This window comes from Diaphorobacter sp. B2A2W2 (assembly GCF_056730635.1).
Genome location: NZ_JBWZOR010000007.1, coordinates 1 through 18,164, shown reverse-complemented (window position 1 = coordinate 18,164; position 18,164 = coordinate 1). Strand labels below are relative to the sequence as shown.

Here is an 18,164-nt window from a genome sequence, read left to right as displayed (position 1 = left end):
ATCGAACGCCTGCCCGGCAGGCGCAAGCCGGGCGGAGACATTAGACGGCAAGCCGGCCGTGGTCCGGTCACCTACTAAGGTGCCACCGGCGCCCGTGGTGACCGATCGCCGCACTTTCAAGTCTCAAGAGGTGACGAGGGCGGAGTTCGGCGGGGCGTGGCCCCTGACGGTGGAGCGTGGAACGCTACGCTGCATGTACCCGGTGCCCGGGATGTCGCAGGTTCGTGCCTACCTGGTGGTGGTTGATGGGGAGTTCTACGCACTCAATGGGGTTGCTCGAGCGCATGCGGCGAAGATGGGGTGGCGCTCGATTGATTCGATATGGCGCGATAACCTGGCAATTCCCGGTACCAAGGTGCCGGTGACACCGCTGGCTCAGCGTGCGGCCAAACTTTGCTAGTGCAGCGAGCGGCGGTCATGGCGCTTCATTGCTGTGCCTGCAACTCCCGAAGCTCCTTTTGCAGCGATTCCAGTTCGGCTCGTAGTTCACGCGTGCGAGAGTCACACATGGTGGCTGCGGCCTGCATCTCCGCGGATATGGATTGCTCCCAGGTGGCGCCAGCCAGGTTGTTGTTGGCGTAGCCCTTGCGCCTGACCAGTTCAGCCTGTTTAGCCGCGCATGAGCGCTGGTGGCCGTCAATGGCTGCGCGTGCATCGGCAATACCGCGATTCTCCAGATAGGTGCGTCGCTGCCAGCTGGCGCCAAAGGCGCCTTCCTTTTTTGTAGGCGCCGTAGCATTCTGCGTGGCCGTTGGCGCTGCAACAGCTGTCGCCTGCGTAGCACTGGTGTGGCCGCGTGATGGTCGGACATCTATCGCTTCGCCGCGTCCCGCGCAGGGCGCGTCCTGATACACCACTTTGCCATCGGTTCCTGTGCACTTGTTGATAGCCCAAGCGTGATTGCTTGCCATCACCACTGCAATTACCGCAATACGCACAAAGAGAAGGCCATTAGACACGTTAGCGTTGAGCATCTCACCTCCGAACCTAGTCTCGACAGTTTACAAGTTGCGACAAAACGAGACCATGGGCACGCGAAAAACAGATTTGAACGCTAGTGGTTAGTGGGGCGCTCCATCTTGCGGCGGTGAAGTGGAAAGGTGATCACGTTGCTGGATCTAGGCGGCGTTGCGTCCGCCATTGCTTTTCACGTCGAGCATGGCCCTGATTTGTCCCTCAATGTGCCCTTGCTGGCGCTCTGAGAGGGTGCGGTATTCGTGCAAGCTTACTGTTTGCATTGGCCACTCGGCCGGCTTTGTTGCGATGTAGGTCGCTGTGGCTTCACATGCTGTCGGTGTGCGTGTGCTGGGGACCATCTCCCCGATGCCCGTAGCCAGCCAGAACAGGTCTACGCCTAGATATTGAGCGGCATAGGCGCAGTTCTCGGCAGTCATGGATTTGGACCGTCCGTCCAGTAACTTGTCGATAGCAACGCGCGAAACATTGAGGCGCTGTCGTAAAGCGTCCCGGCCAACCTTCGCGTAGTCCATTGCGGCCTGTAGTCGGCCTTTGAATTCAACCATGGTTGCAATTGTCTCGTCGCTTGCAAAAACCATGGTTTGCAAACAATGGAAACTATGGTTTAATTCCGGCATGTTCAAAGATGAGGCCATAGAACTCTTAGGCGGTAGCGCTGCCAGCGCGGCCGTTTTGATGGGTGTGACCTACCAGGCCGTTAACAAGTGGCCGCACAACTTGCCGCTGCGCATTTCGGACCGGGTGCTCGGCGCCTGCGTCCGTCGCGGGATCGTTGTGCCTGAGCGGTTTATTGATGATGAGCCAGCTCCAGCGCATACCGGTAAAGCGCAAGCAGCTATCAATACGGAAGCAAAGGAAGGCGCCCATGAGTGACATGGCTCGCATTGAAATCGTCCTGCGCGCCGACGGCCGCGTGGATATGCGCAGCACCTTCATGGATCGGCAGGATTCCGCGTTCACGCCATTCGCCCAGCATCGTCTGCCCGTCGAAGTGGGAAAGCTTGCTGACGAACTGCGCGCGCAGATGGTGTCCTTGCTGCGCAGCCAGCTTGACGCCTGCGAGGCGGCTGCGGGGGTTAGTCGGCTATGACCTTGTACACCTCGTTGAACTCGATCTGCACCATGCGCGGACCCTCTACTGGCCCCCGCTCTTTGAATCGGTGCAGGCTCAAGTCGGCATTGCCGAAGTACACCAGATCGTCGTCTTTCAGGCTGCGCGCCAGATCCATGAAGCGCTCTTTGAATTCCGCGCCGCTCATCATCTTTTCGTTTGCCATGCCTGCCCTCCTTGTGGCTGTCGGTGGTGGTGTAGGAGCTTCCATCGTAGCCCAGGGCGGGGCGGGCGCCCCTCAAGCGCAAGCAGCTATCAATTTCAAAGCAGAGGAGGGCGTTTATGCCTGAAAAGCTGATGCTCGGCCTTCTGGACTGTGCCGAGTCCTGGGCCAACCGTGCGGGCCAGTCGTTGACGCGCCGCGCCAACTGGACGCCCGCCACGTTCACTGCAGGGCGCAGGCCCGAGGAGCGGGCGCTGCTATCTGCGGCGGCCGAGGTGTACGACCTGTTGGGCGCGACGCCTGAGGGCTGCGTGCTGATGCGCGAGCTGGGCCTGGACACGGATGCGGGCTGCCAGGCGTTGCCCACGCACGAAGAGCTGTCTGCGCGGCTGGTCGACCACCGCGCGCGCTTGTATGCGGCCGGGGGTACGGACTGATGTGTGGCGCGCTTCATTGCAGCACCTTGCGCTGCAGTTGCAAGAGCGCTGCCAGGGCGGGCGCTGGCGCGCTGCCGGTTTCGATCATGCGGGCGCGAGACAGCTCCATCCAGCGTGCCAGCGCGTGCGCGGAGAAGGTGGGCTCGCATTCCAGTACCAGCACCAGCTGCTGCATGAATAGCTCCAGCGCGGCTACGCGGTCGTGCAGCTGTTGGGGCAGTGGTTGCGGGCTGGCGGCGAGAGGGGAAGGGTGATTCGTCATGGGAATTAATGTCTCGATTCCAGCAGGCCTTGCCTATGGCGCCGATGAGTCCGTTCCCGACATGCGTTGCGGCATGACGGTGGAGGATGCGATCTATCACACGGTGCACGGCTACCCTGGTGGTGTTGTGGCTCTGGCGGCTCGCATGGGTGTCTCTGCCAACACGCTGACGCATAAGGCCAACCCCAACAACACCACGCATCACCTGCATCCGCGCGAGCTGGTGGCGCTGCAGCACATGAGCGGTGATGCTGCGGTGCTGCACGCCATGGCGGCAGCGCTGGGCTACACCGCGCAGCTGGCGACGCCCGACCAGGCAGATGGCGACATGGTGGAGGCCAGCATGCGCCTGCAGGTGGCGTTTGCCGATTTGATGCGCGCTGTGGCTGATCCCTTGGCGCGCGTGGCTGTTGAGCCCGCTAAGCCTGTCACCGGCAATGAGGTGCGCCGTGCGGAGTATCAGGGGCATGAGTTGCATGCAGCCATGGCCCACATGCTTGCCACGATGCGCGCCCATATGCGGGCCGCACCACGGGTGGAGGGATGACGTGCCGCAACTGCGAGAAGTCACTGCAGTACGCCCAGGCCGTAAAAGCCTGGTGTGGTTTCAGCATGTCGTGCGTCCATTGCTGCGCCCGCCTGGTGCAGTCGGCGCGGCCCATGCGGACTGCGCAAGAGGCCATGCTGGCCGTGATCGCGCGCAGGCCGGGGCGCCCCGCGCGCTCGGCTGTTTTGCAGGCCCTGAGGGCGTTGGATGCGACCTCAGTCCCGATGAGCAACGGATAGGCCGCGTGGTGCGCGATCTGCCCATGAGCTGGGATGCCCGATGAGTGGCCTGCAGGTGACGTTGCGCATCGAGAACTTGTCCGCTGTGCAGGAGCAGCTGGGTAAGTTGACGGGGCGGCAGGCGCGTGAGGCGTATGCCAAAGCGCTGAATGACACGGGCTTTTACGTGCGCAGGCAGATGCAGGCCGAGATACGCCGCAGGTTTGACCGGGTGACGCCGTACATCGAGCGTTCTCCACGTGTGGTGCCGGCCACTGCAGATCGCCTGCAGGTGGCCATTGAGCCGACGTACATGGGGGGCAAGGGTGTTGACCCGCAAAAGGTTTTGCAGGCGCAGTCGTTTGGCGGGCGCCGGCGTGATAAGCGCAGCGAGGTTGCACTGCGGCGCGTGGGTCTGTTGCCTGCTGGTTATCAGGTGGTGATTCCGCGTGAGCCTTTCCCGGGCAGCGCTGATGCCTACGGGAACATCAAGGGTTCGTTCATGGTGCGGGTGATCTCGTACTTTCAGGCGTTCGGGGAGCAGGGCTACAAGTCCAACATGACCGAGCGCCGCAAGCGCAATCTGCGCAACCAGCAGGGCATCGGCAGCATCGCCACGAAGAAGGTCTACAAGACCACGCTGGGGGTGCGCTTCTTTGCCAGCATGGGCCGCCTGCGGGGCGGCCATCTGGCCCCTGGCATTTGGGCGGCCAGTGGCACGCATGACGTGCAGCTCAAGCCGGTGCTCATGTTTGTGCGCGCCGGCAACTATCAACCGCGCCTGGTCATGGATGACGTGGCCAAGGCTGCAGACGCTCAAACCTATCTCGACCGCCGCGTGCGGTTCCGCATTCGTGAGGCCGCAGGCGTATGAATCACTATCCCCACCACATCGGTGACTTCAACACAGCGACACGGCACCTGTCACGGCTGGAGCGTGCCATCTACCGTGACATGCTGGATATGTACTACGACACGGAGGCGCCGCTGGACGGCAGCGACTTCGACCGACTGGCGCGCCGTCTGCTGTGCCGTGACAGTGATGAGATGGCTGCGCTGCAGTTCGTGCTGGATGAGTTCTTCGAGCAGCAGGAGGATGGCCGCTGGGTGCACCACCGCTGCGAGCGGGAGATAGCGGCCTTCAAGCTGCAGCAGGCAGATCGCGGCGTGGTGAAGTCCAATGAGAAACAGCGACAACACCGCAGCCGTGCTGCGCGTGGTGCTATGTTTTCTGCACTGCGCGCGCTGGGTGTAGTGCCGGATGCCAAGACCAAGAATGCCGAGTTGCGCACCCTGTGCATGCAGCACGGCGTAGACCTGTCGGGCATCTATGGTGACAACGGTGGCGGCGGTGGTGTCACGGCACCTGTCACGGCACATGCCGTGACAAGCGCTGTGACAGACACGGCATGTCACGCAAATGGCACGGGTAACCAGAATCAGAACCAGAACCATATAAAACCCCCCAACCCCCCTGCAGGGGGGGCGAGTGGTGGATTGGCAATCGCTACAGCCCTGTCCGCCCACTTCCCCTTGCACCGCCGCACCCGCATCGCCGAGGTCGCCGAGCTGGTCAACAGCCTGCAGGCCAGCGGTGAGGTGACGGGCGAGCAACTGCTGGAGGCAGCGGGGCAGCAGGCCGATCTGCTGGGCAAGGACAACGGCAAGGCCTGCCCGGGTGTGCTGGGCTGGCTGCGGCGCAAGGGCTGGCTGGACAGCGCGGCGCTGCCTGCGGGTGGTGGCATCGCGTCGGACTGGTCGGCAACCCGCAGCGGCATCGAGGCCATGGGCCAGCGCTTGGGCCTGCCGGCGTGGGAGGAGTCGGGCTACCGCCTGCTGGAGCAGTACGAAGCTGAGGTGCGCCGCCGCCTGGCAGAGCAGGGAGTGCCAGCGTGATCGTCTGGCGTCGCGGGTCCTTCCCGGCCCCCTCCAGTGCGGGTAATTCGAGCCGCCTTCTCGGACTGTTGCGGGTGACTCCTAAGGGGGTTAAGTGAAGATGGCGCTTGCACTTGAAGCTACTATTTATGTAGCAAAGGGGTATGCATGAAGGTGCTGCCCATGCTCGATCAGCAGGTGTCCCAGGCCGAGTTCGCCGCCATGATCGGCGTCAGCGAGGCCCGCGCGTCGCAGCTGGTGAGCGAGGGGGTAATCGTGCGCGGGGACACGGCTCACGAATGGCTGGTGGCGTACTGCGAACGCCTGCGCGACCAGGCGGCAGGGCGACTGGGCGAGGGCGCTGGCGGCCTGGACCTGGTGCAAGAGCGCGCCGCCCTGGCGCGCGAGCAGCGCATCGGCCAGTCCATCAAGAACGGCGTGGCGCGCAAGGAATACGGCCCGGTGGGCCTGCTGGCCGATGTGCTGGGCACGGCTGCAAGCGCGGTGGTGGACCGCTTCGACCACCTGGAGGGCGTGCTGGCCAAGTCCTGCCCCGACCTGGCCGAAGAAGCCAAGACCGCCGTGCTCACCTTGATCGCCGACGCGCGCAACGAGTGGATCCGTGCCACAGCCAAGCTGGTGGACGATGCCGTGGACGCCATGCTGGCCACCGACGAAGGCGAAGACGAAGACATGGCCACATCTTCCGGGTTTGAGGACGCCCCCCTGTGACCACCAACCTCAAGCTCCACCCCGAGACGGCCGCAGCCATCAAGGCCGCCGTGCGCCGCGGGTTGGAGAGCCTGCGGGCGGAGCCGCCCCAGCGCCTGGGCGACTGGGCGCAAGAGCACTTCAAGCTGGCTGGCGAGAGCAGCCACAAAAAGGGCGCCTGGGTGGCGTGGGCCTTCCAGGTCGGCATCCTGGACATGATGAGCGACGATCGCATCGAGGAACTCGATGTGATGAAGTCCAAACGCGTCGGCTACACCAAGATGGTCACGGCCTTCGTCTGCTACAACATCGCGCACCGCAGGCGCAAGCAAGCGCTGTGGCAGCCCACCGACGACGACCGCGACAGCTACGTCAAGAGCGAAATCGACCCGCTGCTCGACCCGCTCACCGGCGTGCCAGCCGTCAACGCCGCGCGCAAGCAGGGCAAGGGTGCTACGCAGGAGACGGTCAAATACAAGCCCTTCCGCGACAGCGTGCTCCATCTGCTGGGCGGCAAGGCCGCGCGGGCCTACCGCCGCATCACAGTGGCCGTCGCAATCCTGGATGAGTGGTCCGCCTTCGACCAGTCCGTCGAAAAGCGCGGCACGCCCGATGTGCTCGCCAAGGGCCGGCTTGAGGGCGCCGCGTACCCCAAGTTTGTGGGTGGCTCCACCCCAGGCATCAAGGGCCTGTGCCACGTAGAGCGCGGATGCGAGAACGCCGAGGGCATGGTGCGTTTTCACATCACCTGCCCGCACTGCGACGCCGAGCACCCCCTGATGTGGGGCGGCAAGAAAGTGGCCCACGGCTTCAAGTGGGAGCGCGGCAACCCCGCCAGCGTGCGGCACGTCTGCCCACACTGCCGCGAATCCATCACCCAGGCCGACTACCTGCCCGCCGGCGTGCCCATGCAAGGCGCCTGGGTGTGCTCGCGCACCGGCAAGCGCTACGGCCCTGACCGCATCTGGAGCGACGCCCAGGGCAACCCCTGCCGACCGCCCAAGTCCGTGGGCCTGCACGTGTGGGCCGCCTACAGCCCGCAACGCAGCTGGGAAAGCATCGTCAAAGAGTTCGAGGACGCGCTGCGCGCGATGGAAGCGGGCGACGTTGCGCCCATGCAGACCTTCGTCAACGAGACCCTGGGCGAAACCTGGGAGCTCGCCGGCGAGCGCAGCGATGAACACGCCCTGCAGGCCCGCGCCGAGCCCTACAAGCTGTGCACCGTGCCCAAGGGTGGCCTGTACCTCACCGCCGGCGTAGACGTGCAGCGCAACCGCTGGGAAATCACCGTCTACGCCTGGGGCAGGGGCATGGAGTCCTGGGTGGTGGATGTTGTGATCATCGAGGGCAACCCCGCCGTGGATGAAGAATGGGATGCCGTTACTCAGCAGCTGCAGCGCCGGTACGTGCAAGAGTGGCACGGCGGCAGCCTGGGCATCAGCGCCACCAGCATCGACAGCTCGGACCAAACCCAGGCCGTCTACAACTGGGTCAGCAAGGCGCAGCACGTGATCCCCAAGCTGCGTGCCATCAAGGGCGACGGTAGCGACAACGTGGCCATCGTCGGGCCCAGCAGCCTGCAGGAAATCAACTGGCGCGGCCGAAAGGTGCAGCGCGGCGTCAAGCTCTGGCGCGTGGGCACCGACGCGGCCAAGGACCTGCTGCTGGGCCAGCTCAGCATCGAGCACCCCGGGCCAGGCTACATCCATTTCAGCGATGAACTGCCGCGCGAGTTTTTCGAACAGCTCACCGCCGAACAGCGCGTGCTGGCCAAGGTGCAGGGCCGCGATCAATACAAGTGGATCAAGCGCCGCCCGCGCAATGAGCAGCTGGACAACCGCAACTACGCCATGCACGCGGCCATGTGCGAGCGCATGCACAAGTGGACCGAGGCGGAATGGTCCCGCCTGGAGGCCGCCGTGCAGCCGCCGGCGGATCTGTTCAGCCAGCCTGCGCAAATCGAAGTCAAAACCGAGCCCAACGCAGACTCATCAAGCGCTATCAGCTATGAAATAAATAGCGACCGCGCCCCGCTGCATCAAGTAACCCAGGCGGCGCCATCCCGCGCCCCAGCCCGCAAACCTCTCGCCCGCAACTGGTAACCCCATGCCCAACACCCAACCCCGAGAACTCCAAGCCCTGCTGGCCGCTGAGCCCGACCTGGTGGACCGCATCTTTGAGTACCTGCTGGCCGAGTTCCCCCATATCGCGGGCGATGCGGCCATGGTCGAGAAAGCGCAAGCCGCCGTGCGCGCGGAGTTCGCGGGCGAAGAGGTCTACATCCAAAAGCGCAGCAGCAAAGACATTGCTGCCGAGGTGCTGCGCATGTTCAATGGCCGCAATGCCACCGAAGTTGCGCGGCGCCTGCGGATCCACCGTGCCACCGTGTACCGCTATTTGAAGCAGGCCGGAAAGTAGTCGCAGTTTTTCCGGGAAATGCGACACCCGGCCCGGTAGCGTGCGGGAATGAGCACGCCTGAACAACAGCAGCGCCTTGCGCAACTCAACGCCGCCATCCACTCGGGCGAGCGCACCATCACCGACGCCAAAGGCGCCTCCGTCACGTACCGCAGCCTCGATGAAATGATGGCCGCGCGGCGTGATCTGGAGGCGCAAATGGCTCCCGCGGGCACACGGCGCCGGGCCGTGGTGGCGCGCGCCACCTTTACCACCCTGCGCGGAGGCTGAAGCCATGGCTGACAAGCGAGCGAAGCGCCCAGCGCCCACCTGGTTGGACCGTACCATCGGCTGGATCAACCCCCGCGCAGGCCTTCGCCGCGCCAGCGCGCGCGAGATGCTGGGGCGCGCCTATGAGGGCGCGAGCCGTACTGATGGCTGGCGCCCGCGCCGCGCCGGGGCCAGTGCGCGGGCTGACTACATTGCCGACGCCCGCGAGCTGCGCCACCGGGCCCGCGCCTTGGCCAGCAACGTGCCGCTGATCGCCCAGGCCGTGAATGTGATGGTGTCCTGCACGGTCGGCACGGGCATCGTGCCCCGGTGGGTCAACGACGGCAACGGCGTTGCGGCCAAACGGTGGAAGGACTGGACCCGGCTGGCCGACTACGACGGCCTGCTGGACTTCTACGGCCTGCAGGCCAAAGCCTGGGGCACCATGAAGGTGGATGGCGAGGTGCTGGCCCGCCTGCGCGAGCGGCGCGTGGGCCCCACGGTGGTGCCGCTGCAAATCCAGCTGCTGGAGATTGACTGGCTCGATGTGGAGCGCAACGAGGTGCGTGGCACCAACGAGGTGATCGCGGGCATCGAATACGACCGCCGCGGCGAGCGGGTGGCCTACTGGCTGTTTGACCGTCACCCCGGCGACGTGGGATTGCGCGCCACGCTGCGCGAAAGCCAGCGCGTGCCGGCGGATGAGATCATTCACCTCTTCAACCCCGCCCGCCCTGGCCAGCAGGCAGGCATCACGGCGCTCGCGCCGGTGATCGCCACCGTGCGCGATCTGCAGGTTTACGAGGATGCCGAGCAGGCCCGCAAGAACTTTGAAACCCGCATGGCTGCCATTGGCGAGTGGGACGAGTCACTGACCGATGCGGCGGCTCTGCCGGAAAACCTCAAGAACCAGGGCGCAGGGGCAGGGCCCGCCGTTCTTGATCTGGGCGAGATCGCGGGTGGCGGCCTCATTGGCCTGCCGCCCGGCATGCGCAACCCCACGTTCATCGAACCCAAGGCAGCGCCGGGGTATGTGGACTACGTCAAACACAAGCAAAAGATCATCTGCGCGGGCATGGGTGTGCCCTATGAATTCGCCACCGGCGACATGAGTGAGGTGAATTTCAGCAGCTCGCGCGTGCGCACCAACCAATACAAGCGCGACGTGGAGCGGGAGCAGTGGACGTTGATGGTGCCCATGTTCTGTGACCGCATCGCCACGCGGTGGCTGTCGCTGAGCGACCTGGTGGGCCAGCCCTTGCCGCCGAATGTTTATCCAGACTGGACCACGCCCAAGTGGGCCAGCGTCAACCCCGTGCAGGACGTGGCTGCCGACCTGTCAGAGATCAAGGGCGGCTTGTCCTCCATCAGTGAAAAAATCCGCCAGCGCGGCTATGACCCCGAGCTAGTGTTTGGCGAGCTCAAGACCGATCTGGAACGCCTGAACAAGGATGGCACGCTGCCCCTGCTGGCCGCACTGCTGGGCGCGCAGAACCCCCTCGACCTGGTGGCGAGCCTGGGTGAGCCGGTAGATGGAGCCTCGCGCAAATAGTCGCAGTTTTTCCGGGAAATGCGACAGCGAACCCGGAACACTGCGGCCCATGCCTCAAGCCGCAGCACCCAACACCTCCACCCAACAGCGTGACACGCGCGACCTGCCGGTGCAGGTGCGTGCTGCCACGCTGGAGCCCTCCACCTTCAACGAAGCCGACAACACCGTAGAGGTGGTTTGGACGCAAGGCGCATCGGTGCGCCGCTTCGACTATTGGGAGGGCAAGCCCTACGACGAAGCGCTGGACGTAACCCCCGAGGCGGTGGACATGACCCGCTTCGACGCGGGCGCCGTGCAGGTCATCGACAACCATCGCATGTACGGCGGCGTCAATGCCATCCTGGGCATTGCCGAGCGCGGCTGGATCGCCAACGGCGAAGGCCGCGCCATCATCCGCCTCAGCCAGCGCCCCGAAGTGGCCGGCATCGTGGCCGACATTCGCGCGGGTGTCATCCGCGCCATCAGCTTCGGCTACAGCGTGCAGCAATACGCCATCACTCCCGGTGCCCAGCGCACCGACGGCGGTACGGTGGACCTGTACCGCGCCGTCCGTTGGACTCCGAAAGAAATCTCATTCGTGACCGTGCCCGCCGATGCAGGCGCAGGCACCCGGTCCGCCCCCCAAGCCTCGCAACAGCAGGGCGCCCAGTCGGGCGGCCTGCCGTGCGAATTCGTCCGGGCAGCCGCCCACCCATCCGCAACTCAGGAGCAACGCATGCCCCAAGAAAACACGCAGGGCGACGGCGGCACCGCCGACACCCAACAAACCGCCGCCAACGCCGGTACCGTCAACCGCGCAGCGCCAGCGGCCACGCCCGCGCACGCTGCGCCGCAGGCTGACGCCACCCGCGCCGCCGATGTGTTGGCTCTGTGCCAGCGCCATGGCGCCACCGACCTGGCCGAAAGCCTGCTGCGCCAAAACGCCACGCTCGACCAGGCCCGTGCGGCCATTCTCGACCGCATGGACGCGGCCGACCAAAGCCGCCGTGGCGGCAGCACTGTCAGCGTGCAGACCGTGCGCGACGAACACGAAACCCGCATGCGTGGCATGGAAGAAGCCGTCATGCACCGCATGGACCCGCGCGCCCAGCTCACAGACCTGGGCCGCAACTACCGCGGCCTGTCGCTGACCGAAATGGCGCGCGAGGCCCTGGAAGGCCTGGGCGTGTCTACCCGTGGCCTGTCGCGCAACGAGATCGCCACGCGCGCCTTCCAGGTGCGCGCCACCGGCTACCACACCACGGGCGACTTCCCGAGCCTGCTGGGCGGCGTGGGCGCCCGCCGTCTGCGCGCCGCGTATGAGGCGGCGCCCACCACCTTCCAGTTGTGGGCCCGTCGCGCTGCCAACCTGCCTGACTTCCGTATCACCAACGTGCTGGCGGTGGGCGGCGCCCCCGAGCTCAAGAAGCTCAACGAGGCCGGTGAGTACACCTACGGCACCATCAGCGAAGACGCCACCAGCTACCGCGCATTCAGCTACGGGCGCGCCATCGCGCTCACGCGCCAGATGTTCGTCAACGACGACCTGGGCGCCTTCGACCGCCTGCTGCAGCGCTTCGGCGAATCGGCCCGCCGGCTGGAAAACCGCCTGGTTTACGACCAGATTGCCAAGAACCCGACCATGCAGGACGGCAAGGCCCTGTTCCATGCGGATCACGGCAACCTGCTGGCGGCCACCAGCACGCTCACGCTGGACAACATGGGCAAGCTGCGCGCGCTGATGCGCAAGCAAAAGGATCTGGATGGCAAGACCCAGCTGAACCTGGCGCCCGCGTACCTGATCGTGCCCTCGGACTTGGAGCAGGCTGCGTACACCTTCACCAGCTCCAACTACACGCCCACCACCATGGCCGATGTGAACGAGTTCCGCGCCGGTGGCCGCACGGCGGTGGAGCCCATCGTGGAGCCGCTGCTGGATGAGGTGAGCACCGCCTCCTGGTACATGGCCGCACGCTCGGGCCAGATCGACACCGTGGAGTACGCCTACGTCGATGGCTCCGAAGGCGTGCGCACCGAGACCTTCGCCAGCGAGGACATCGACGGCGTCAAGGTGCGCGCCACGCTGGACTTCGCCGCCAAGGTCATCGACTGGCGCGGCGTTGCCAAGGCCAACGGAACGACCTAACCCCAAGCCCTGGCGGCTGGCCTGCACCCCTGCGGGCCAGCCATCGGCAAACCCCTTTATTCGGAGTCAACACCATGAAGAACTTTCGCCAATCGGGCAACGTGCTCTCTGTCGCGGCAGCTGCTGCGGCGGTAGCTGCCGGGCAGGTGTCCATCGTTGGTACGCACATCGGTGTGGCCGCCACGCCTGCGGCCATCGGTGAGCCCTACGAACTCAACCTTGACGGCGTGTACGAAGTGCCCAAGGCCACCGGCGCTGCGTGGACCCAAGGCCAGGCCCTGATGTGGGATGCCTCGGCCGGCGCCTTTGCCGCAGTTGGAACGCCCGCCAGCGGCGATGTGACCGCCGCCGGCCTCACCGCCTGGGCTGCTGCCGCATCCAGCGATGCCACGGGCCTGGTCCGCTTCGCTGGCATCCCCGGCACCGTCACTGCCTGATAGGCGCCGCCACCATGCTGCTCGCCACCAGCCGCCAAGACCGCATCAACGGTGCTGTGGCGCGTGCCCATGCCAACGCCACCGTGCAGCTCACTGCCGGTGGTCCGGCTTGGGCGGCGGCGTATGACGTGGCCTTGCCAGAGGCGTCGCCCTTCGCCGACGCGGCCACCGTCCCGCAGTACACCGTATCGATGTGGCTGCAGGGCATAGGCGACTTGGCTGAAGGGGACGAGATCATCCTGACCACCGCCCACTGGCCCCTCGGTCAGCGCTGCCGCGTCAGCACCTCTGTGGTGCCCGACTCTGGCGGCTGGGCGGTGTTCTCTGTCGTGCCGCTGCCACCCGTGCAGCCGGTGGTGCTGTAGGGGAGGGCGCGGGCATGTTCGGCGTCATCTCTCTCATCGCTACACGCCTGGCCGGCGCATTGGGTGCCGGCTGGGACGTAGCGGACGGCACGCACCCGCAAGACCGCCGCACCCTGCCGCGCGCCGGTGTGCGCCTGGAAGACGCCGCGTTCACCGGCTCCAGCGGCCCGAATGTCACCCTGCAGCCGCGCTACGTGATTGAGTTGGTAGTCAACGCCGAGGCCTCCGCATATGCGGTGCTGGACGCGGCGGTTGATGCCGCCATTGCGCAGCTGCACCACTGGCGCCCCGGCAGCCAGCACCAGCGCCTGGTGCTGCAGGGACTGCGCGCCATGGACGCCGCAGACCTGACCCTCATCGGGTTTGAGTTGATGTTTGCCCTTACCACCACCCGTCCCGGCTGCAATGAGTAGCCGCCACAGGAGCCCCCATGCCCATTTTGCACACCACCAATCAGTACCTCATCTCGCGCGGCCGCGTGTACTTCGACCCGTATGACGCCAATGAGCAGCTCACGGGGGAGATCGACCTGGGCAACTGCCCTGGGGTCAACATCACAATCAGCACCGAGAAGAAGGATCACTACTCCAGCCAGACCGGCCTGCGCCAGAAAGACAAGACCTGGAACCTGCAGGTGGACCGCACCGGCACGCTGACCTGCGACAACTTCTCCCCGTCCAATGCCGCGCTGTGGTTGTCCGGCACCATGGAGAAAAAGACCCAGGCCGCCACGCCCGTCACCGGCGAACTGCGCAACGTCACCCCCGGGCGCCAATACCAGTTGGGCGCCACCACGGCCAATCCGCTGGGGGTGCGCAACGTGACCGCCGTCACCGTCAAGAACGAAGCGGGCACCACAACCTACGACGCCGGCACCGACTACAACGTGGAGCTGGCCACCGGCCGCGTACAGATTCTGGAGGGCGGTGCCATCGTCGCGGGCAAGGTCCAGTTCGGCTACACGCCCGTGGCGGGTGAGTTCGAGTCGGTCAAATCCGGCGCCAAGGCCGAGCTGACGGGCGCCCTGCGCATCGTCTCCGACAACCCCGACGGTGCCAACCGCGACTGGTTCCTGCCCAAGGTCACGCTCACCCCCAGTGGAGACCTCTCTCTGATTGCCGAGGGCGACGACATCGTGACCATGGAATTCGGCCTGGAAGCCCTCAAGCCCGCCAACGGCGAGGCTATCTACTGCGATGGCCGTCCCGTAGCGACACCTTAAACCGTCACCTCACACTCACGGCGCCGCGGCGCGCCGTGCGTCTCCAAGTGCTGCCGATCTGGCAGCAGTTGAAGCCGCTGCATTGCCCACGCACCACCTCACCACCTGCCCATGGCCATCAAGCCCATACAGATCCTGATCAACGCGAAGGACAACGCCAGCTCGGTGTTTTCCTCGCTGCAGGCCAAAGTGGCGGCCGTGGGCGCGGCCATTGCTTCGTACTTCGGCGTGCAGGCATTCGCGGGCGTGGTGCAGGGGGCGGCAGACTTCCAGGCCGCCATGAGCCGTGTGGAGGCGGCCACCGGCGCCACCAAGGAAGAAATGGCGCAGCTGCGCCAGGTGGCGCAAGACGCGGGTGCCAATACCAAGTTCACCAGCGTGGAAGCCGCCGGCGCGCTGGAGAACTTGGCCAAGGCGGGCCTTAGCGCCAAAGACGCTGTGGCCACGTTGCCCGCTGTGCTTCAGCTGGCGCAGGCTGGCGACATCGGGCTGGCCGAATCGTCCGAGCTGGTCACCAAGGCCATCATGGGCATGGGATTGGCGTTCACCGACGCCGGGCGCGTGGCAGACGTGCTGGCCATGGGCGCCAACGCCACCAACACCAGCGTGCTGGGTCTGGCGCAGGCCCTCAGCTACGCCGCACCTGTAGCCAATAGCCTGGGCCTCAGCCTGGAATCGACGGTGGCCATCATCGGCAAATTCGCCGATGCGGGTATCGATGCCAGCCGCGCCGGCACCGCGCTGAACAGCATCCTCAGCCAGTTCAGCAACCCGGCCAGCAAATTCCGCCAGGAGCTGGCCGCTGCCGGCATCACCACCAACAATTTTGAGGATGCGCTGCACCAGTTGGCAGCCGCGGGGCCTGCAGGGTCTAAGGCCATCATTGCCGTGGGGCAAGAGGCTGGACCGGCCTTGCGCGCTTTGCTCAACCAGGGCATGGGAGCTCTGGATGACCTGATTTTGAAGCTGCGCGACGCCGAGGGCAGCGCCGCCGCCACCGCCAAGGTGATGCAGGACAACCTCAACGGCTCGCTCAACGGCCTGAGCAGCGCGTGGCAGACCGTCAAGGATGTGCTGGGAACGCCTGTGCTGCCCGTCATCAAGGAAGGCGTGGACCAGCTGGCCGCCGCCCTGCGTGGCGCTGTGGCCGATGGCACCGTGCAGCGCTTCGGCGAGAGCTTTGCCGTGGCATTCCAGAACGCCATGAAGTGGGTGCGCGAGTTCGTCGCATCGGTGGACTTCACGGCGGTGCTTGCCAAGATGCAGGGCTGGGCCGACCAGACGGCGGCGGCCATGTCCCGCCTGTCGGAGTGGGCCACCAATACGGGCAATGCGGTATCCCTGGCCTACAACGTGATGACGGCCGGCGCCAATGGGGTGCTCACCGCCATCTACGGTATCGGCAGCGTCTTTGCCGAGATCGCGTCCAGCGTGATGGGCGGCGTGGCAAAGCTGCGTGAGGGTCTGGCGGCTGTGACCTTCGGCGGCCTGTCGGATTCATTCAAGCTCGCCGCGGAGGACGCACGCAGCGCTGCCGAGGGCTTCGGCCAGGCCGCACAGGACATGCGCGACAAGGCGGCGCAAAGCCTGGGTGACATGGCAGATCGCGCACAGGGCGCGCGCAACGCATTCTCCGGCTTGGTGGAGGGTATGCAGCGCACCGCACCTGCTGCGCAATCTTCCGCGCAGGCCATCGCCCGTGTGGCCGAGGAGCTCAGCCGCGCAGCCGATGCCAACGCGGCAGCCCGCCAAGCCACCGAGAAAAAAGCCCAGGCCGACGAAACCGCGCGCGCCGCGGCGGAGCAGCACCGCGCCGCCCTGGGGCAGCTGCGCGCCGACTACCAGCAGCTCGTTCAGGCTGGCGATCTCGACGCTGCCGGCGCAAAGCTGCAGGAGATCAACCGCCACCTGCGTGACACCGCCAATGCCGGCAATGACGCAGGCAAGGCCGCACAAGATGCCGCAGCGCAACTTGAGGCTGCCTTTGAGCGCCTGGGCATTACCAGTAGCGCCGCGCTCAAGCAGCAGGCCGACGCGGCCAAACGCGACTTCGAGATCATCAAGGACTCTGGCGTTGCTACGGCCGAGGACATTTCCGCCGCGTTCAAGAAAGCGGCCGACGCCGCCATCGCGGCCAACAAGGGCATAGCGCCCAGTTGGGTTGCCGCCCAGGCGGGCGTGCGTGGCTACACCACCGAAATCGACGGCGCTGGCAAAAGCGTGCTCAAGCTGCGCGATGAAATCGACCGCACCGCCAGCTCCAGCAGCCGCGCCAGCGGCCAGATGCAGGGCCACTGGGGTGGCGTGCGCGACTCCGTCAATGCCGCCAGCCAGGCGGTGCAGGAATACAACCAGCGCGTGAAGGAGCGCTATGGCCGTCCGGGTGAAGGCGGCCCGCGCACCACCAGCAGCCGCGGCGAAAAGCTGGGCGATGGGGTTGAGCAGATCGGCAGCGGCGGCACCCAGTTCCGCAACCGCGACGGCATGACCTCTGACGCGCGCGGCAACGTGCAACAGCAATGGATCTGGACCCGTGCGGCCATCATCCAGTACCTGGAAGAGGCAGGCCTGGACAAGCTGCTGGCCGAAGACCTCTCCAAACAATTCGTGCAGCCCGATGGCACTGTGCCCTACATCGCCAGCGAAGCGCAAAAGCGCTGGGGCGGGAAGTACGCCACCTTGTCCGAAGCGCTGGGCAAGATGGCTGACTACTACAACTACGGCGACGGCAAGTTCGAAGGCGCGCAGCGCACGGCGTTCTTACAGTCGCAGCAGGGTGGGGCGCCTGCGCCATCGCCAGCGCCATCTCCCGCGCCGGCGCCCAGCATGTTCGGCCGCCAGACCGTCACCGTCAACCTGCAGATCAATGGCCAGGACTACGGTGATGTTGAAACCGACTCCGACGGTGCTCGCGTAATCCAAGGATTGCTTGGCGAGCTGGAGCGCGCCAAACGCAACTCAGGCAGGTAACCCATGGCACCACCCACCACACACACCCTGGGCGCGCTGGATGTACCGCGCTCACTCATCTGGGTGGACGAATTCAACTGGAGCGCCGTCGTGCGCGCGCATGAGACCTCCATCACAGGTGCGCTCATCGTGGACCAGGCTGTGCTGCAGGCTGGGCGCCCCATCACCCTGCAAGGCGTGGATGACCACGGCTGGGTGGCGCGTGGTGCGCTCGCCAATCTGTGGGCGCTGGTCAATGCCACCACCGATGCCCTCAGTCTCACCCTGGCTGATGGCCGCGCGTTCACTGTGCGCTTCGCTCCAGATTCGCCCATCGAAGCCTCGCCCGTCGCCCGCGCAGAGTTGCCCAATGCAGATCTGCCTTACGTCGTCACCCTGCGGCTTGTGACCGCCTGACCGCCCAAGGACCCGCCACCATGTCTTTACTCGCCGGTGATATCCGCTTTGCCCGATCGGCCAACATGGCCGACGTGCCCGAGGGCGGCGGCCCGCCGTCCGCCCAGCTGCTGACCAGTGGCCGCAGT

General features: G+C 65.6%; 23 protein-coding genes. 19 read left to right on the top strand and 4 right to left on the bottom strand.

From position 1 onward, the window contains the following. Nucleotides 1–97 precede the first annotated feature (97 nt). Nucleotides 98–400, top strand: a complete 303-nt coding sequence (locus tag AC1PPL_RS12665) for a DUF2511 domain-containing protein (protein WP_479973426.1) — start codon at nt 98–100, stop codon at nt 398–400. Between the two features lie 25 nt (nt 401–425). On the opposite strand, the gene AC1PPL_RS12660 is transcribed toward AC1PPL_RS12665, so the two are convergent. Further along, complete coding sequence (locus AC1PPL_RS12660) at nt 426–974, bottom strand: DUF4124 domain-containing protein (protein WP_479973425.1); 549 nt, start codon at nt 972–974, stop codon at nt 426–428. A 144-nt stretch (nt 975–1,118) separates the two neighbouring features. Continuing rightward, complete coding sequence (locus tag AC1PPL_RS12655; protein ID WP_479973424.1) at nt 1,119–1,523, bottom strand: hypothetical protein; 405 nt, start codon at nt 1,521–1,523, stop codon at nt 1,119–1,121. On the opposite strand from AC1PPL_RS12655, the gene AC1PPL_RS12650 reads away from it, so the two are divergent. Continuing rightward, nucleotides 1,522–1,851: a hypothetical protein gene (locus AC1PPL_RS12650; RefSeq protein ID WP_479973423.1), complete on the top strand. Its 330-nt coding sequence runs from the start codon at nt 1,522–1,524 to the stop codon at nt 1,849–1,851. The two genes, AC1PPL_RS12655 and AC1PPL_RS12650, sit on opposite strands and share 2 nt — an antisense overlap. Beyond that, nucleotides 1,844–2,068 (top strand): hypothetical protein, encoded by a 225-nt coding sequence (locus tag AC1PPL_RS12645; RefSeq protein WP_479973422.1) that lies wholly within the window; start codon nt 1,844–1,846, stop codon nt 2,066–2,068. Before AC1PPL_RS12650 ends, AC1PPL_RS12645 begins: the two co-directional genes overlap by 8 nt. On the opposite strand, the gene AC1PPL_RS12640 is transcribed toward AC1PPL_RS12645, so the two are convergent. Then, nucleotides 2,055–2,255: a hypothetical protein gene (locus AC1PPL_RS12640; protein ID WP_479973421.1), complete on the bottom strand. Its 201-nt coding sequence runs from the start codon at nt 2,253–2,255 to the stop codon at nt 2,055–2,057. The genes AC1PPL_RS12645 and AC1PPL_RS12640 overlap by 14 nt on opposite strands. A 116-nt stretch (nt 2,256–2,371) precedes the next feature. Here AC1PPL_RS12640 and AC1PPL_RS12635 point away from each other — a divergent pair, with 116 nt between their 5' ends. Continuing rightward, nucleotides 2,372–2,689, top strand: coding sequence for a hypothetical protein (locus AC1PPL_RS12635; protein ID WP_479973420.1), 318 nt, complete (start codon nt 2,372–2,374; stop codon nt 2,687–2,689). A 13-nt stretch (nt 2,690–2,702) separates the two neighbouring features. On the opposite strand, the gene AC1PPL_RS12630 is transcribed toward AC1PPL_RS12635, so the two are convergent. Next, nucleotides 2,703–2,951 carry a hypothetical protein gene (locus AC1PPL_RS12630; protein ID WP_479973419.1) on the bottom strand — a complete coding sequence of 83 codons (249 nt, stop codon included), beginning with the start codon at nt 2,949–2,951 and terminating at the stop codon, nt 2,703–2,705. On the opposite strand from AC1PPL_RS12630, the gene AC1PPL_RS12625 reads away from it, so the two are divergent. The 15 genes from AC1PPL_RS12625 to AC1PPL_RS12555 all read left to right on the top strand — a co-directional run bounded on the left by AC1PPL_RS12625 (nt 2,950) and on the right by AC1PPL_RS12555 (nt 18,036). Then, nucleotides 2,950–3,498, top strand: a complete 549-nt coding sequence (locus AC1PPL_RS12625; RefSeq protein ID WP_479973418.1) for a phage regulatory CII family protein — start codon at nt 2,950–2,952, stop codon at nt 3,496–3,498. The genes AC1PPL_RS12630 and AC1PPL_RS12625 overlap by 2 nt on opposite strands. Nucleotides 3,499–3,777: 279 nt before the next feature. Then, nucleotides 3,778–4,590: a hypothetical protein gene (locus AC1PPL_RS12620; RefSeq protein ID WP_479973417.1), complete on the top strand. Its 813-nt coding sequence runs from the start codon at nt 3,778–3,780 to the stop codon at nt 4,588–4,590. Beyond that, nucleotides 4,587–5,612, top strand: coding sequence for a YdaU family protein (locus AC1PPL_RS12615; RefSeq protein WP_479973416.1), 1,026 nt, complete (start codon nt 4,587–4,589; stop codon nt 5,610–5,612). The genes AC1PPL_RS12620 and AC1PPL_RS12615 overlap by 4 nt, the downstream gene beginning before the upstream one ends. 147 nt (nt 5,613–5,759) lie before the next feature. After that, nucleotides 5,760–6,323, top strand: a complete 564-nt coding sequence (locus tag AC1PPL_RS12610) for a hypothetical protein (protein ID WP_479973415.1) — start codon at nt 5,760–5,762, stop codon at nt 6,321–6,323. Further along, on the top strand, nt 6,320–8,404 hold the full coding sequence (locus AC1PPL_RS12605) for a phage terminase large subunit family protein (RefSeq protein WP_479973414.1): 2,085 nt from the start codon (nt 6,320–6,322) through the stop codon (nt 8,402–8,404). The genes AC1PPL_RS12610 and AC1PPL_RS12605 overlap by 4 nt, the downstream gene beginning before the upstream one ends. A gap of 4 nt (nt 8,405–8,408) precedes the next feature. Beyond that, on the top strand, nt 8,409–8,720 hold the full coding sequence (locus AC1PPL_RS12600; RefSeq protein WP_479973413.1) for a helix-turn-helix domain-containing protein: 312 nt from the start codon (nt 8,409–8,411) through the stop codon (nt 8,718–8,720). Nucleotides 8,721–8,768: 48 nt separating this feature from the next. After that, nucleotides 8,769–8,990 (top strand): phage head-tail joining protein, encoded by a 222-nt coding sequence (locus AC1PPL_RS12595; protein WP_479973412.1) that lies wholly within the window; start codon nt 8,769–8,771, stop codon nt 8,988–8,990. Between the two features lie 4 nt (nt 8,991–8,994). Further along, nucleotides 8,995–10,521 carry a phage portal protein gene (locus AC1PPL_RS12590; RefSeq protein WP_479973411.1) on the top strand — a complete coding sequence of 509 codons (1,527 nt, stop codon included), beginning with the start codon at nt 8,995–8,997 and terminating at the stop codon, nt 10,519–10,521. Nucleotides 10,522–10,570: 49 nt separating this feature from the next. Continuing rightward, nucleotides 10,571–12,646, top strand: a complete 2,076-nt coding sequence (locus AC1PPL_RS12585) for a prohead protease/major capsid protein fusion protein (RefSeq protein WP_479973410.1) — start codon at nt 10,571–10,573, stop codon at nt 12,644–12,646. A 74-nt stretch (nt 12,647–12,720) separates the two neighbouring features. Then, complete coding sequence (locus AC1PPL_RS12580) at nt 12,721–13,083, top strand: capsid cement protein (protein WP_479973409.1); 363 nt, start codon at nt 12,721–12,723, stop codon at nt 13,081–13,083. Between the two features lie 14 nt (nt 13,084–13,097). Beyond that, nucleotides 13,098–13,448, top strand: a complete 351-nt coding sequence (locus AC1PPL_RS12575) for a hypothetical protein (RefSeq protein ID WP_479973408.1) — start codon at nt 13,098–13,100, stop codon at nt 13,446–13,448. Nucleotides 13,449–13,462: 14 nt separating this feature from the next. Beyond that, nucleotides 13,463–13,861 carry a hypothetical protein gene (locus AC1PPL_RS12570; protein ID WP_479973407.1) on the top strand — a complete coding sequence of 133 codons (399 nt, stop codon included), beginning with the start codon at nt 13,463–13,465 and terminating at the stop codon, nt 13,859–13,861. Nucleotides 13,862–13,878: 17 nt separating this feature from the next. Next, entirely contained in the window at nt 13,879–14,670 is a 792-nt protein-coding gene (locus AC1PPL_RS12565) for a phage tail tube protein (protein ID WP_479973406.1), read from the top strand. Between the two features lie 111 nt (nt 14,671–14,781). Further along, on the top strand, nt 14,782–17,640 hold the full coding sequence (locus AC1PPL_RS12560) for a phage tail tape measure protein (protein WP_479973405.1): 2,859 nt from the start codon (nt 14,782–14,784) through the stop codon (nt 17,638–17,640). Nucleotides 17,641–17,643: 3 nt separating this feature from the next. After that, nucleotides 17,644–18,036, top strand: coding sequence for a hypothetical protein (locus AC1PPL_RS12555; RefSeq protein ID WP_479973404.1), 393 nt, complete (start codon nt 17,644–17,646; stop codon nt 18,034–18,036). Nucleotides 18,037–18,164 lie beyond the last annotated feature (128 nt).